General features: G+C 63.4%; 13 protein-coding genes. 4 read left to right on the top strand and 9 right to left on the bottom strand.

All coding sequences use genetic code 11. The features are described from left to right. Positions 1-28 precede the first annotated feature (28 nt). Both JNM03_RS13745 and JNM03_RS13740 read left to right on the top strand, forming a co-directional pair. Positions 29-1,519, top strand: coding sequence for a phospholipase D-like domain-containing protein (locus JNM03_RS13745; RefSeq protein ID WP_294037409.1), 1,491 nt, complete (start codon positions 29-31; stop codon positions 1,517-1,519). 57 nt (positions 1,520-1,576) lie between these two features. After that, the gene (locus JNM03_RS13740) at positions 1,577-2,596 is read left to right on the top strand and encodes a TIR domain-containing protein (RefSeq protein ID WP_294037407.1); all 1,020 of its coding nucleotides are present in this window, start codon (positions 1,577-1,579) and stop codon (positions 2,594-2,596) included. 54 nt (positions 2,597-2,650) lie between these two features. On the opposite strand, the gene JNM03_RS13735 is transcribed toward JNM03_RS13740, so the two are convergent. The 4 genes from JNM03_RS13735 to JNM03_RS13720 are packed head-to-tail and all read right to left on the bottom strand — an operon-like array spanning position 2,651 to position 7,399. Continuing rightward, complete coding sequence (locus tag JNM03_RS13735; RefSeq protein WP_294037406.1) at positions 2,651-3,502, bottom strand: CoA ester lyase; 852 nt, start codon at positions 3,500-3,502, stop codon at positions 2,651-2,653. Continuing rightward, positions 3,502-3,954 carry a MaoC family dehydratase gene (locus JNM03_RS13730; protein ID WP_294037405.1) on the bottom strand — a complete coding sequence of 151 codons (453 nt, stop codon included), beginning with the start codon at positions 3,952-3,954 and terminating at the stop codon, positions 3,502-3,504. Before JNM03_RS13730 ends, JNM03_RS13735 begins: the two co-directional genes overlap by 1 nt. Further along, entirely contained in the window at positions 3,954-5,795 is a 1,842-nt protein-coding gene (locus JNM03_RS13725; RefSeq protein WP_294037403.1) for an acetyl/propionyl/methylcrotonyl-CoA carboxylase subunit alpha, read from the bottom strand. Before JNM03_RS13725 ends, JNM03_RS13730 begins: the two co-directional genes overlap by 1 nt. 5 nt (positions 5,796-5,800) lie before the next feature. Next, positions 5,801-7,399, bottom strand: coding sequence for a carboxyl transferase domain-containing protein (locus JNM03_RS13720; protein WP_294037402.1), 1,599 nt, complete (start codon positions 7,397-7,399; stop codon positions 5,801-5,803). Positions 7,400-7,545: 146 nt separating this feature from the next. On the opposite strand from JNM03_RS13720, the gene JNM03_RS13715 reads away from it, so the two are divergent. After that, a complete protein-coding gene (locus JNM03_RS13715) occupies positions 7,546-9,630 on the top strand; it encodes a M13 family metallopeptidase (protein WP_294037400.1) in 2,085 nt (694 codons plus the stop codon). 20 nt (positions 9,631-9,650) lie between these two features. Here JNM03_RS13715 and JNM03_RS13710 read toward each other — a convergent pair whose 3' ends face one another. The 5 genes from JNM03_RS13710 to JNM03_RS13690 are packed head-to-tail and all read right to left on the bottom strand — an operon-like array spanning position 9,651 to position 12,670. Next, entirely contained in the window at positions 9,651-10,466 is an 816-nt protein-coding gene (locus JNM03_RS13710) for a cytochrome c (protein WP_294037398.1), read from the bottom strand. Further along, a complete protein-coding gene (locus JNM03_RS13705; protein ID WP_294037397.1) occupies positions 10,463-10,741 on the bottom strand; it encodes a hypothetical protein in 279 nt (92 codons plus the stop codon). The genes JNM03_RS13710 and JNM03_RS13705 overlap by 4 nt, the downstream gene beginning before the upstream one ends. Next, positions 10,738-11,151 (bottom strand): VOC family protein, encoded by a 414-nt coding sequence (locus tag JNM03_RS13700; RefSeq protein ID WP_294037395.1) that lies wholly within the window; start codon positions 11,149-11,151, stop codon positions 10,738-10,740. The genes JNM03_RS13705 and JNM03_RS13700 overlap by 4 nt, the downstream gene beginning before the upstream one ends. Before the next feature lie 2 nt (positions 11,152-11,153). Beyond that, positions 11,154-11,504 carry a hypothetical protein gene (locus JNM03_RS13695; protein ID WP_294037393.1) on the bottom strand — a complete coding sequence of 117 codons (351 nt, stop codon included), beginning with the start codon at positions 11,502-11,504 and terminating at the stop codon, positions 11,154-11,156. Further along, positions 11,501-12,670, bottom strand: coding sequence for an isovaleryl-CoA dehydrogenase (locus JNM03_RS13690; protein ID WP_294037391.1), 1,170 nt, complete (start codon positions 12,668-12,670; stop codon positions 11,501-11,503). Before JNM03_RS13690 ends, JNM03_RS13695 begins: the two co-directional genes overlap by 4 nt. A 100-nt stretch (positions 12,671-12,770) precedes the next feature. On the opposite strand from JNM03_RS13690, the gene JNM03_RS13685 reads away from it, so the two are divergent. Then, complete coding sequence (locus tag JNM03_RS13685) at positions 12,771-13,667, top strand: LysR family transcriptional regulator (RefSeq protein WP_294037389.1); 897 nt, start codon at positions 12,771-12,773, stop codon at positions 13,665-13,667. Positions 13,668-13,687 lie beyond the last annotated feature (20 nt).

Below are 13,687 nucleotides of genomic sequence, written 5' to 3'. Positions count from 1 at the left end.
ATCGGCGTCGCCATGCGTGGAAGCGGCGATGAGCCATCACGACTTTGCACCGATCGTCGTCAAGGGGCGTAATTGCTGGCGGATCGAACGCGCCGACAAGGCGCGGATGATCGTCGACGCCGCCGACTATTATGCGCTGCTCGAACAATTGATGGCCGATGCGAAAGAGCGGATTCTGCTGATCGGCTGGGACTTCGACCCGCGTATCGCGCTCAAGCCCGACAAGGACGGGCGAGGCGAGCCGCTGGGCGACTATCTGCTGCGCCTGGCGAAGAATTGCCCCGATCGCGATATCGACATCCTGCGCTGGAACTTCGGCGGGCTGAAACAGTTTGCGATGCCGCGGATCGTGTCGATGATCGCGCGCTGGAAACTGACCCGATCGATCAGCTTCCGTCTCGACAGCGCTCATCCGATCGGATGCAGCCATCACCAGAAGGTCGCAGTGTTCGACGATCATCTGGCGGTATGCGGCGGCATCGACGTCGGGTCGCGGCGATGGGATACGCGGGGTCATGTCGACGGCGATCCGCACCGTACGACGCCCGACGGCAAACCCTATATGCCGTGGCATGACAGCACGATGATCCTGTCGGGGCCGGTCGGCAATGCGCTGGCCGAACTGGGCAACGAACGCTGGCAACGGGCCACGAAAAAGCCGTTGCGCGACATCGAAGGCGAGGGTGAGAACTGGCCCGACGATCTCGAAACCGATTTCGAGGAGGTCGATATCGCGATCTCGCGTACGCGCGCCTCCTATGACGGTTACCCTGAAATTCGCGAGATCGAGCAGCTTTATCTCGACATGATCGCCGCGGCGAAGCGCTTCATCTATTTCGAGAACCAGTATTTCACTTGCGGCAAGATCGCCGCCGCCATTGCCGAGCGCCTGAACGAAGACGATCCGCCCGAATTCGTCATGGTGATGCCGAAGACTGCCGACGGCTGGCTGGAGCAGATGGCGATGGACGCCGCGCGCGTGCAATTGGTGCGCGCCGTTGCAAAATCGAAGCATGGGGACCGGCTCAAGATCTACTACCCGCGTACCGCGGGCGGTGAGCCCATTTATGTTCATGCCAAGACGGCGATAGTCGACGACCGTATGCTCCGCGTCGGGTCGGCCAATATGAACAATCGATCGATGGGGCTCGACAGCGAATGCGACGTGACGATCGACGCTGCGCTCTCGGCCAATGCGGGCGTCGAACCCGTCATCCGCCGCCTCCGGGAATCGCTGATTGCCGAACATCTGGATGCCGACCCGGTGGAAGTCGCCCGCCTGTTCGACGAGGGCGGTTCGCTGATCGACGCGATCGAAGCGCTGCGCGGCCCGGGGCGTTCGCTCGAACTGCTCGATCTCGTTCCGCCGGGACCGATGGACGAATTCATCGCGGAAAACGAGCTGCTGGATCCGACAAGCCCCGACGCGATGTTCGAGGGTCTGACCGAGCGCGGCCTCAGGAAAAGCTGGCACCGCGGTCGCGACTGGATGCGTCGGCATATGGGGCGTAAGTCCTGATTTCCTTGTGCGGATAATCACTTGCGATGGCTGCGGTCGCCCATATGATGATCGGCGATGACGGACGCCGGACCTTCACCCATCGCACCAAGGCGGTTTTCCGCCTTCATCAGCCATCACAGCTCGCAAGTCGCCATTGCACGGCGGCTGAAGATCATGCTCGCCGAGCACGGCATCGATGGCTGGCTCGCGCCCGACGATATTGCCGCTGGTACGGCTTTCGACCAGGCCATCCTTGACCAGATAGCGCGATCCGACGCGATCATTTTGCTGTTCTGCGCGCAATCCGACCAGTCGCGCCACGTCAAACGGGAATTGATGTTGGGCGAGGACGGCAACAAGGCGATCCTGCCGGTGAGGCTGGAGGATGTCGCGGCGCAGGGGTTGGCATATTGGCTCAAGGACTATCAGTGGATCGACTGGTTCGTGGGCGAGGAACAGGCGGTCAACAAGATCGTGACCGCGATGACGGGCACCGTCGAACCGGCGCGCCATATCGCGCCGGCGACCGCGCCTTCTTCGGCTTCGGTGTTCAGGAACCGGTGGGTGATCCTGGGCGGCACCGCGCTTCTGGTGGTGGCGGGCGGCGGCATCTGGTGGGCGTTGGGGCAGGGCGCCGGCAACGCGGAGGCGCAGGCGGATGTCGCGGACAATCCAATTCAGCCGGGCGTCTGGACAAGTAGACGCGAGGTCGTGCAGATTCTTTTTCCCGAGGAGATCGCGCCCGAATATGAAAAGCAGTTCAAGGCGTTGCTGGAAAACGACCCGGACCCCGAAGACTGCATTGCGGCGAAAGTAGCGGCCCGGCCCGACGTCGAATTGTTCGACCCCGGACGAAAGTCGCAATGCACGATCGGGTCGTTCAAGATGAATGGCGGCCGCATCAGCGGCTATCTCAATTGCAAGATCGCCGGCGATCCGAACGGCAACCTGCAGGTGACGGTCCGTGGAACCTATACGTCCACCAGCATGGAATTCGACAATGTCGTCACCATGCAGACAAGTCAGGGCATGGTACGGTTCCGCAGCCACGAGACGCAGCGCTGGCTGCGCGGACCAGCGTGCAGCGCCACCTGACCCGCGGTCGGGCAGAGCAGGGCGGGCAGGAACTGGAAAAAAGAGGGACTGTCTTCAATCCGCCAGCGAAAGGATGTGCTGCGCCTGCTTGAGATGCGGGGCGTCGACCATCTTGCCGTCCACCTGCAACACGCCGACGCCCGGATTCGCGGCGAAGGCATCGACGATCGCCTGGGCGCGGACGACCTCGTCGGCCGCGGGCGTGAAGGCGGCATTGATCGGTGCGACTTGCGACGGGTGGATTGCCATCATGCCGGTGAACCCGTCGCGCCGCGCGCGCCCCGCATAGGCGCCAAGCCCCACCTCGTCCTTTATGGCCGGGAAGACCGTATCGACGGCTGCGACTCCGGCGCTGTGTGCGGCGAACAGGGTCAGCGCGCGCGCAACTTCATAGGGCGAGGTATAGCTGCCGTCCGCTTGCCGGCTCGTCGTCGCGCCAATCGCGGCAGGAAGATCTTCCGCGCCCCAGGTCAGCCCAACCAGCCGGTCCTTGACCTCCCGGTAGCTGCCTAGCGTGAAAATCGCGGCAGGCGTTTCGGTTGCGATCGGCAGGATCGGCGGCAGGGACACGTCGCGTGCGGATTCGCTGCGCAGGATCGTGTCGAGTTGCTGGATACTCGGCGCCCCTTCGGCCTTGGGCAGCATGATCGCGTCGGGCCGCGCTCCCGCGATCGCGGCAACATCGGCGGCGGTCATGTGGCCGTCGAGCGGATTGACACGGACGAGCGTGATCACCTCGCGCGTACCGGAAAGATAGTCCGCAATCGCGCGGCGTGCCGCGTCCTTGTTCGCCAACGACACCGAATCCTCAAGATCGAGAATGATCGCATCGGCACCGGACCCGGCGGCCTTGGCGAAGCGTTCGGGGCGGTCGCCGGGGACGAAAAGGAGCGAACGGAGGCGCATCAGCTGGACTTTCCCTTGATCAAGGCCGCCCTCTCGCACTGGCATACGACCTCGTCCCGCTGGTTGATACAGCGATGGAGGAAGGTGACGATCCCCGATCCGGGCCGGGACTTCGACTCCTTCAAGGCCATGATTTCCGTCTCGGCGCGCAACGTGTCGCCGATGAAAACCGGTTTCGGCATCACAAGCTTGTCATAACCGAGGTTCGCGACGAGCGTGCCGAGCGTCGTGTCGCCGACCGACAGCCCGACCATCAGGCTGAAGGTGAAGGTGCCGTTGACCAGTATCTGCCCAAATTCGGAAGCTTTCGCAGCTTCGATGTCGAGATGCAGTGGCTGCGGATTATGCGTCATCGTGGTGAAGAGGAGGTTGTCGGTTTCCGTCACCGTCCGGCGAATTTCGTGGCTGATCGTGTCGCCGATCTGCCAGTCTTCGAAAAACCTGCCCGCCATCAGCCCTCTCCCGCCTCGATCTTCACCAGCAACGCCTCTACCTGCACCTGCGCTCCGGCAGTCGCGTTGAGTTCGGCGACGATCCCGTCGAACGGCGCTGTCAAGCTATGCTCCATCTTCATCGCCTCGAGCGTGAGCAGCTTTTGGCCCTTCGCGACCTTGTCGCCCGCGGCGACATCGACTGCGATGATCTTGCCTGGCATCGGCGACAGAATCGCGCCATCGCTCGCACCGGCGCCGGTGCCGCCCACCGCGCGCCACGGTGTCATTTGCCACACCGCTCCGCTTTCCGCGACGAGCATTGCGGGTGCGGGTTCCTCGGCACCGGGGCCATGCAGCGTCACGTCGACACGCTTGCCGTCGAGCAGGAAGGGCGCCGTGCGCACGTCGGGCGCGTTGAGGCGGAAGCCCGACTGCAGCGATCGCGGCACCATCGCCATCGCGGCGTTGGTCAGCGCGGCTTCGGTCGGCATCGGCTCGGCGGTCATGCTGTCGCCGTCGCGCCCGATCAGGCCGGTATCGACGGTGCCCGCGACGAAATCGGGGTGGTCCAGCGCGGCGATCAGGAAGGCCGAATTGGTCTTTACCGGCCAGATCGCGCTGTCCTCCAGCATCTCCGACAGCATCGCGCGCGCTTCCTCGCGATCCTCGCCATAGGCGATGACCTTGGCGATCATCGGGTCATAGAAGGGCGAGACCTCGGCCCCCTCATAGACGCCAGTGTCGATGCGGCCGATATGCTCGGGAAGCTGGAAGAGCTCCAGCATCCCGATCGAGGGCAGGAAGCCCTTGGCGGGATCTTCGGCATAGAGCCGCGCCTCCATCGCCCAGCCGTTGATCGCCAGTTGCTCCTGCGTCAGCGGGATGCGTTCGCCGCTCGCGACGCGAAGCTGCCATTCGACCAGATCGACGCCGGTGATCTCCTCCGTCACCGGATGTTCGACCTGCAGGCGCGTATTCATTTCCATGAACCAGATGCGGTCGGCGCGCAGGCCCTCGCTCGCGTCGGCGATGAACTCGATCGTCCCGGCGCCGACATAGTCGACCGCCTTCGCGGCGCGCACGGCGGCGGCGCAGAGGTCGGCGCGGGTCGCTTCGTCCATGCCGGGGGCGGGGGCTTCCTCGATCACCTTCTGGTGGCGGCGCTGCAACGAACAGTCGCGCTCGAACAGGTGGACGACATTGCCGTGCGTATCGCCGAACACCTGCACCTCGATATGGCGCGGGGTCAGGATATATTTCTCGATCAGCACATGGTCGTTGCCGAACGAGGCCGCCGCCTCGCGCTGGCACGAGGCGAGCGCGTCGGCAAAGTCCGCCGCGGCGTCGACCTTGCGCATCCCCTTGCCGCCGCCGCCCGCAACCGCCTTGATCAGCACGGGATAGCCGATCTGCGCGGCCTGCTCGGCGAGGTAGGCTGGGTCCTGATTTTCGCTCATATAACCGGGCGTCACCGGCACCCCGGCTTCGGCCATCAGCTTCTTCGCGGCGTCCTTCAGCCCCATCGCGGTGATCGACGAGGGCTTCGGCCCGACCCAGACGAGCCCGGCATCGGCGACGTCTTGCGCAAACTCGGCATTTTCGGAGAGGAAGCCATAACCCGGATGGATCGCCTCGGCCCCGGTCGCCTTCGCGGCGGCAATGATCTTCTCGCCGATCAGATAGCTCTCGCGCGCTGGCGACGGCCCGATATGCACGGCCTCATCGGCCTCGCGCACATGCAGCGCCTTGGCGTCGGCGTCCGAATAGACCGCAACGGTCCTGATGCCCATCTCGCGCGCGGTGCGGATGATGCGGCAGGCGATTTCGCCACGATTGGCGATGAGGAGGGATTGGATCATCGTCATTACATCCTGAACACGCCGAACCCGCGGTCTTCGACCGGGGCGTTCAGCGTTGCGGAAAAGGCGAGGCCGAGCACGTCGCGGGTCTGTGCAGGATCGATGATGCCATCGTCCCACATCCGCGCGGTGGCGTGATAGGGATTGCCCTCGTCCTCATATTTCTGGCGGATCGGCGCCTTGAAGGCCTCGGCCTCTTCAGGCGTCCATTTGTCGGCGTCGCGGTGGACCGTTGCCAGCACCGACGCCGCCTGCTCACCGCCCATCACGCTGATCCGGCTGTTCGGCCAGCTGAACAGGAAGCGTGGGCTGTAAGCCCGCCCGCACATGCCGTAATTGCCCGCGCCAAAACTGCCGCCGATCAGCACGGTGATCTTCGGCACCGTGGCCGTCGCCACCGCCGTGACCAGCTTCGCGCCATGCTTGGCAATCCCTTCGGCCTCATATTTGCCGCCGACCATGAAGCCGCTGATATTCTGGAGGAAGAGCAGGGGGATGCGCCGCTGCTGCGCCAGTTCGATGAAATGCGCGCCCTTCACCGCGCTTTCGCTGAACAGCACGCCGTTGTTCGCGAGGATCGCGACCGGGATGCCCCAGATATGCGCGAAGCCGCAGACGAGCGTGCTGCCGTAGTTCGCCTTGAATTCGTGAAACTCGCTGCCGTCGACGATCCGCGCGATCACCTCATGCACGTCATAGGGCGCGCGCACGTCCTGCGGGACGATGCCGTACAGCTCCTCGGCATCATATTTGGGCGGGCGCGGGTCCTTCATCGCCACCTCGAACCCGTCGTTGACGCCAAAGGTCGAGACGATGTCGCGGACGATCGTCAGCGCATGTTCATCATTCTCGGCCAGGTGATCGACGACGCCCGATTTCTTGGCATGGAGATCGCCGCCGCCCAGATCCTCGGCGCTGATCTCCTCGCCCGTCGCGGCCTTCACCAGCGGCGGACCGGCGAGAAAGATCGTGCCCTGACCCCGCACGATCACCGTCTCGTCGGACATTGCGGGGACGTAAGCGCCACCCGCAGTACAGCTTCCCATGACGCAGGCGATTTGCGGGATGCGCTTCGCGCTCATATTCGCCTGATTGAAAAAGATGCGGCCGAAATGGTCGCGGTCGGGAAAGACCTGATCCTGATGCGGCAGATTGGCGCCGCCGCTATCGACCAGATAGACGCAGGGCAGGCGGTTCGCCTCGGCAATCTCCTGCGCGCGGAGATGCTTTTTCACGGTCATGGGATAGTAAGTGCCGCCCTTGACCGTCGCGTCGTTGCAGACGATCATCGCCTGTCGCCCCGACACGCGGCCGATGCCCGCGATCATCCCCGCGCCCGGGATATCGCCTTCATACATATCGCACGCGGCGAGTTGGCCGATTTCGAGAAAGGGCGATCCCGGATCGAGCAATCGTTCAACCCGCTCGCGCGGCAACAGCTTGCCACGGCTCGTGTGCCGCTCGCGCGACTTCTCGCTGCCGCCGCGTGCGGCCGTGGCGACGCGGGCATAAAGCTCGTCGCGCAGCGCGCGATTGTGCGCAGCATTTGCGCGAAACACGTCGCTGTCGGTGTTGACCATCGTTCCCAATACTGGTGCGCTCACGTCGCATTCTCTCCTCTGCCGGCATGCCGAATTACTCCGCCGCTTGTCGACGGACAAGGACCGCACGCCGAAACTGGCTGGCATTGAAACCATTTCGTCACAGGCCTATGCTCGCTGCGTGCCCCCTTAAACACAAGGTTCTTCCGATGAAAAAAGCCGTCTTTGCCATCCTGCTTTCGACCGCGGCGATTGTCGCCGGCCCCGTTGCCTGTTCGAAGGGCGGCCAGGAAAGCGCCGCCTATACTGTCGGGACCGAGCTCGGCATCAGCAAGACCGCAATGGATACGGCGGTCAAGCCGGGCGACGATTTTTACGCCTATTCCAACGGCAACTGGCAAAAGACGACCGCGATTCCCGCCGACCGATCGTCGATCGGTGCTTTCTACATCGCCTTTCTCGAGACCGAGAAGCGCACGCGCGAACTGGTCGACGCCATCGTGAAGAGCGGCGGCGATCCCAAGACCGACGACGGCCGCATCGCGGCATTCTACAAGGCCTATACCAACACCAAGGCGATCGACGCCGCCGGTCTGAAGCCGGTCGCAGCCGACCTCGCGCGCTTTGCCGCGATCACCGACAAGGCCTCGCTGTCGAAGGTCCTTGGCGAACAAACTCGCGCCGACGTCGACCCCCTCAACGCGACCGATTTCGAAACCGAGAACCTGTTCGGCATCTTCGTGACGCAGGGTCTCGCGACCCCGGGGGAGGTCATCCCCTATGTGCTGCAGGGCGGACTCGGCATGCCCGAGCGTGAATATTACCTCTCGGCCGACCCCAAGATGGCGAGCATCCGCACCGCCTATAAGAGCTATATCGCAAAACTGCTGACCGAGGCGGGCATTGCCGATGCCGACGTGAAGGCGGGACGCGTCTTCGAGCTCGAGATGAAGATCGCCAAGGCGCATGCGAACCGCGAAGCGAGCGAGGATTTCACCAAGTCGGCAGGCGTATGGGAGAAGGCCGATTTCGCGAAAAAGGCACCCGGCATCGACTGGGATGCGTATTTCGCGGCGGCGGGCCTCGACAAAGCGAGCAAGTTCGGCGCGTACCATGCGGGCGCGATCACCGGCCTGTCGGCCCTTGTGACATCGGAGCCGCTCGATGCGTGGAAGGACTGGCTGGTGTTTCATCAGATCAACAGTCACACCGACGTGTTGCCGACCGCGCTCGATAATGCGCACTTCGCCTTTTACGGCACGACGCTTTCGGGCACACCGGAACAGCGCAGCCGCGACAAGCGCGCGCTCGATGCGCTGAACACCGACCTCGGCGATGCGGTCGGCCGCGTCTATGCCGAAAAATACTTCCCGGCGTCGGCGAAGGCCGAGGTTGGCGACATGGTGAAGGGGATCAAGGCCGCCTTTGCCAAGCGCGTCGAAACGATCGACTGGATGGCGCCCGAAACCAAGAAGGAAGCGATCAAGAAGGTCGAGACGATCGTTGTCGGCGTCGGGTATCCCGAAAGCTGGCGTGACTATGGCAGCTACACCGTCAGCGCCGACAATGCCTATGCGAACGAGGTCGCCGGGCAGAAGGCCGAGTATGCGCACCAGCTCGCCAAGATCGGCAAGCCGATGGACAAGGCCGAATGGTGGATGACGCCGCAGACGGTCAACGCGGTCAACCTGCCGGTGCAGAACGCGCTGAACTTTCCGGCTGCGATCCTCCAGCCGCCTTTCTTCAATGCCAAGGCCGACCCGGCTTACAATTATGGCGCGATCGGCGCCGTGATCGGCCACGAGATCAGCCATAGCTTCGACAACAATGGGGCGGCCTTTGATTCCACCGGCGCGCTGCGCAACTGGTGGACCGCGGCGGACCTTGCCAAGTTCAACGCGGCGGGCGCCGCGCTGGCGGCGCAATATGATGGATACAAGCCGTTCCCCGATCTTGCGCTCAACGGCAAGCTTACGCTGGGCGAAAATATTGCCGATGTCGCCGGCCTGCAGGCCGCTTATGATGCCTATCGGGCGTCGCTGAACGGCAAGGAGGCTCCCGTCATCGACGGCTTTACCGGCGATCAGCGCTTCTTCATCGCTTATGCTCAGACCTGGGCGACGAAGATGCGGGACGAGGCGCTGCGCGCGCGCGTCGCGACCGACGGACACGCACCGGGCATGTACCGCGCGCTGACCGTCCGCAATCTCGATGCCTGGTACAAGGCGTTCGACATCAAGGAAGGCGACAAGCTCTACCTCGCGCCCGACAAGCGGGTGCGCGTCTGGGGCTGACAGGGAAACGGGGCGGCCGTTCATTGCGGTCGCTCCGCCCGCGCTTTGAGATAGCCGATCAGGGCCCCACGTTCGTGCGGCGTCAAACGGTTGAGCCGGGCGCGCACGGTGTCTCCCATCATGCCAAGGTCGCGCGACGTGATGCCCTTGCCCGTCACCAGCAGCTGTTCGAGCTGCTCGGCGCTATAGGCGCCCGCGATGTCGAGATCAGGCGTGAAGTCGACATAGCCCTGCAATCTCGAGTTGTGGCATTCGGAGCAGACCAGCATCGCGATATAGCGGCCGTAGCGATGCTGCGATCCAATATCAGCCGGCTGTTCTTTCCGGAAGCGTTCGGCGATCTCCGGAGCCGGACGCATCTCGCCGGTATCGATCAGATGAAAGAAGAGCGCTCCCTTCCTTAACGGAGGCATAGGCTTCCCGCCGGGAGGTATGGTCCGGAGGTAGGCGATCAACGCCGCCATGTCGGCATCGCCGAGAAATTGCAGACCCTCTGACGGCATAAACCAGAATTCGCGCCCGTCCTTCGGCACGCCCTTGCGCAGCGCGTGCTCGAACTCGGCATCTGTGTAGCGCGGCATCAGCAGGCTGAGATTCGGGGCGTTCATCTCGCCCATCTCGGGCTCGTCGGCGGAGACGTTCGTGCCCTGCATCGTGGAACCGTGGCATGACTCACACCCGAGCAGCACGGCCAGACGCTTGCCGTGCGCCAGCTTTTGCTGCGCGGTCCGGTAATTTGCGCCGTCGAGCTGAAACTCTTCCGCCTCGACGCCCTTTCCGCATGCACCAAGGCATAATGCGGCGGCTGTCAGCAGAAAGGCAAGCGACTGTATCATGCCTCCTCCTTGGCGGAGGACGGGGCCTTCTTGCGGATCAGATGGCTATAGACGCCGACGAGGTTGATGCAGAGCAGCGCGACATTCTGCCAGCCGATACCCTCGCTGTCGGGCTGCAGGAACCCCCATGCGATCAGCGCGAGGCTGCTCGTGACGAAGATCACGAACGCCCAGCCATTCCATCGTTCGCCTAGGTTGAGCGACACCAATAATGCAGCGAGCGTCGCGGCGGCGGCACCATAATATTGCAGTGTGTCGAGCAGCGTCTGGCTCATGAGCCCGTGGCCCCGAACACGAACTCGAGTTTCAGTCCGTCGGGATCGGCGAAGAAGACGGCATAATAGGTCGGACCATAGCATGGGTAATCGGCGGGCGGATCGAGCACGGTCGCGCCGATGCTGTGCAGCAAGTCGTGAAGTGCGTCGACATCCTCGCGACTCTCGGCCGTCCAGGCGAGATGATGCAGGCCCGGCGAATAACGATCATGCGTGCGTGCTGCGCCATCGCCGCGCGCTTCAAGAATGCCGATCGAATGGAACGGTTCGCCTTCGCGGTCCCAATCGCTGCCATGATCATAATCGGCCGCGCGCCGATAACCCATGAAGCCGAGGACGGCATCGTAGAAGGTGCGCGACGGCTCCTTGTCAGTGACCGTCAGGTCGATGTGATGGACGAGCCCGCGCATGCTCAAGCCAACGCGCCGATGACGGCGAAGATGCCCGACGCGGTCAGGAACGGCCAGCCGATGTGCTTTCCGCGTGTATAGAGGGCGTCGAACAATCCGGTCGCTGTCCACGCGGCACCGATCAGCAGGACGAGATCGCGCGGCGTGCCGGGCCAGACTACTGACGCGGCCGACACGAGCATCAGCAGCGAAAGCGCATGCCACGCCAGCCGAAACACTTTGCGCGCCAGAGCGACGCTCATCACGCCTTGGTCGAGTGTCATCAGCGGCTGAATCAGTCGCCGCTCACCCAGAACGCCATGAACTACGGCTGTCGTCGCCATGAAGGCCGCCGACAGCCAGAGCCAGATCACGCGCCGGCGCCGATCAGTTCGCGGCCGATCAGCATGCGGCGGATTTCGTTCGTGCCGGCGCCGATGTCGAGCAGCTTGGCGTCGCGCCAATAACGCTCGACGGGCCAATCCTTGGTATAGCCCGCGCCGCCCAAAGCCTGGATCGCTTCGCCTGCGACCTTCACCGCATTCTCGCTCGCGAGCAGGATGCAGCCTGCGGCGTCGAAGCGCGTCGTCTGCCCCGCGTCGCAGGCCTTGGCGACGTTGTAGACATAGGAGCGCGCCGATTGGAGCATCACATACATGTCGGCGACCTTCGCCTGCATAAGCTGGAAAGAGCCGATCGGCTTGCCGAATTGCTTGCGCTCGCGAACATAGGGAATGACCGTGTCGAGACATGCCTGCATGATCCCGAGCTGAAGCCCGGCGAGCACGACGCGCTCATAGTCCAGTCCCGACATCAGCACACCGACGCCGCCATTCTCGGGGCCCATGACTTGATCTTCGCTGATCTCGCAGTCGGTGAAGACCAGCTCGGCAGTCGGCGATCCGCGCATGCCGACCTTGTCGATCTTCTGCCCGATGCTAAAGCCCGGCATATCCTTTTCGATCAGGAAGGCGGTTATCCCCCGCGATCCCGCTTCGGGGCTGGTCTTTGCATAGACGACCAGCGTATCCGCGTATGTGGCGTTGGTGATCCAGAATTTGGTGCCGTTGAGGACATAACCGCCCTGAACCTTCTCGGCCTTCAGCTTCATCGAGACGACGTCGCTGCCCGCACCGGCTTCGGACATCGCGAGGCTGCCGACATGTTCGCCGCTGATCAGCTTGGGGAGATATTTCGCCTTTTGCGCGGCACTGCCCCAGCGGCGGATCTGGTTGACGCACAGGTTCGAGTGCGCGCCATAGGAAAGGCCGATCGCGGCCGATGCGCGGCTGACTTCCTCGACCGCGATGACATGTTCGAGATAGCCAAGGCCAAGACCGCCGAACTCTTCCTCGACGGTGATGCCGTGGAGGCCAAGCTCGCCCATCTGCATCCACAATTCGTCGCGCGGGAACCAGTCCTCTGCGTCGGCCTTTGCGGCGAGCGGCGCGATCTGTTCGTCGGCGAAGCGGGCGGTGGTTTCGCGGATCATGTCGGCGGTTTCGCCGAGCGCGAAATCGAAATCGGGAGTAGCGCGCATGAGGGTCCCTTCGGTCAGGGGCGGAACATGCAGGCGTTGTGCCTCAAAGCGCGTTTATATGAAAATTGAAACTTCATGCGTTTCAGCATAAGAAAAATTTATGATAAAGCGATCGCACATCCGCCAGTTCCTTGCCGTCGTCGATGCAGGCAGCTTCACGCGGGCGGCCCAGCAAATTCGTGTCACGCAGCCGGCGTTGTCGACGGGCATCGCGGACCTCGAACGCCTGGTGGGTGCGCCCCTTTTCATTCGCAATCGCCGCCAGATTCGCCTTACCGAGGCGGGCGGACGCTTTCTGCCGATCGCGCGCGATCTCGAACGCGGTTTTCGTGCCGCTGACGGTTTCGGTCGTACCGAGGAAAGCGACCGTCCCGTGCTCAAGCTGGGCACGATCCGGTCGCTGCCGGGTGAACTGTTTCAAGCCATCGCGGCCTTGCTGTCACGCGACTTTGCTCTGGAGGTGAGCGAGAACAGCGATTCCGAACTTCGCGCCGCGATCCACGGCGAACGCCTTAATGTCGCGATCGTGCCGCTGCGTCCGGGAGAGCATGAAGCCAATGCCGTGCCGCTGTACGAAGAGCCGATAGTCATGTTCGTGGCCGCGAACCATCCGCTTGCGGGGCAGGGGGAGGTCGCTCCGGAGTCGCTGGCTGCCGAAACGATGATCGCGCGTCGGTCATGCGAATTTCTTGACGCGACGAGCCGTTTTTTCACGCGCCACCGCGTGCGTCCGCGCTTTGCGCTGCGCAGCGAAAGCGACGAACGGTGCCTGCGCATGGTTGCGGCAGGGGTCGGTATCACGACGGCGCCGATGTCGCTTGTCATTGACGGCATCGTTCCGATCAAGGTCAGCGGTTATGATTTTCGACGTGAGATCGGTCTGCTGATCGATGCCGCCTGGATCGCGCAGCCGGAGATTGCGCAGCGCGTCGCTCGCACGCTGTCCGCGATCCGCAGCGCCGCCGCCGACTGGCAAGAGGCGAAGGTCGATGGCTGACCTTGCAAGTCTGGCTTGTC

The organism is Sphingopyxis sp., assembly GCF_016793825.1.
Classification (GTDB): domain Bacteria; phylum Pseudomonadota; class Alphaproteobacteria; order Sphingomonadales; family Sphingomonadaceae; genus Sphingopyxis.
Note: the sequence above shows the minus strand (reverse complement) of the source record. Positions and strands in the feature narration are given on the sequence as shown.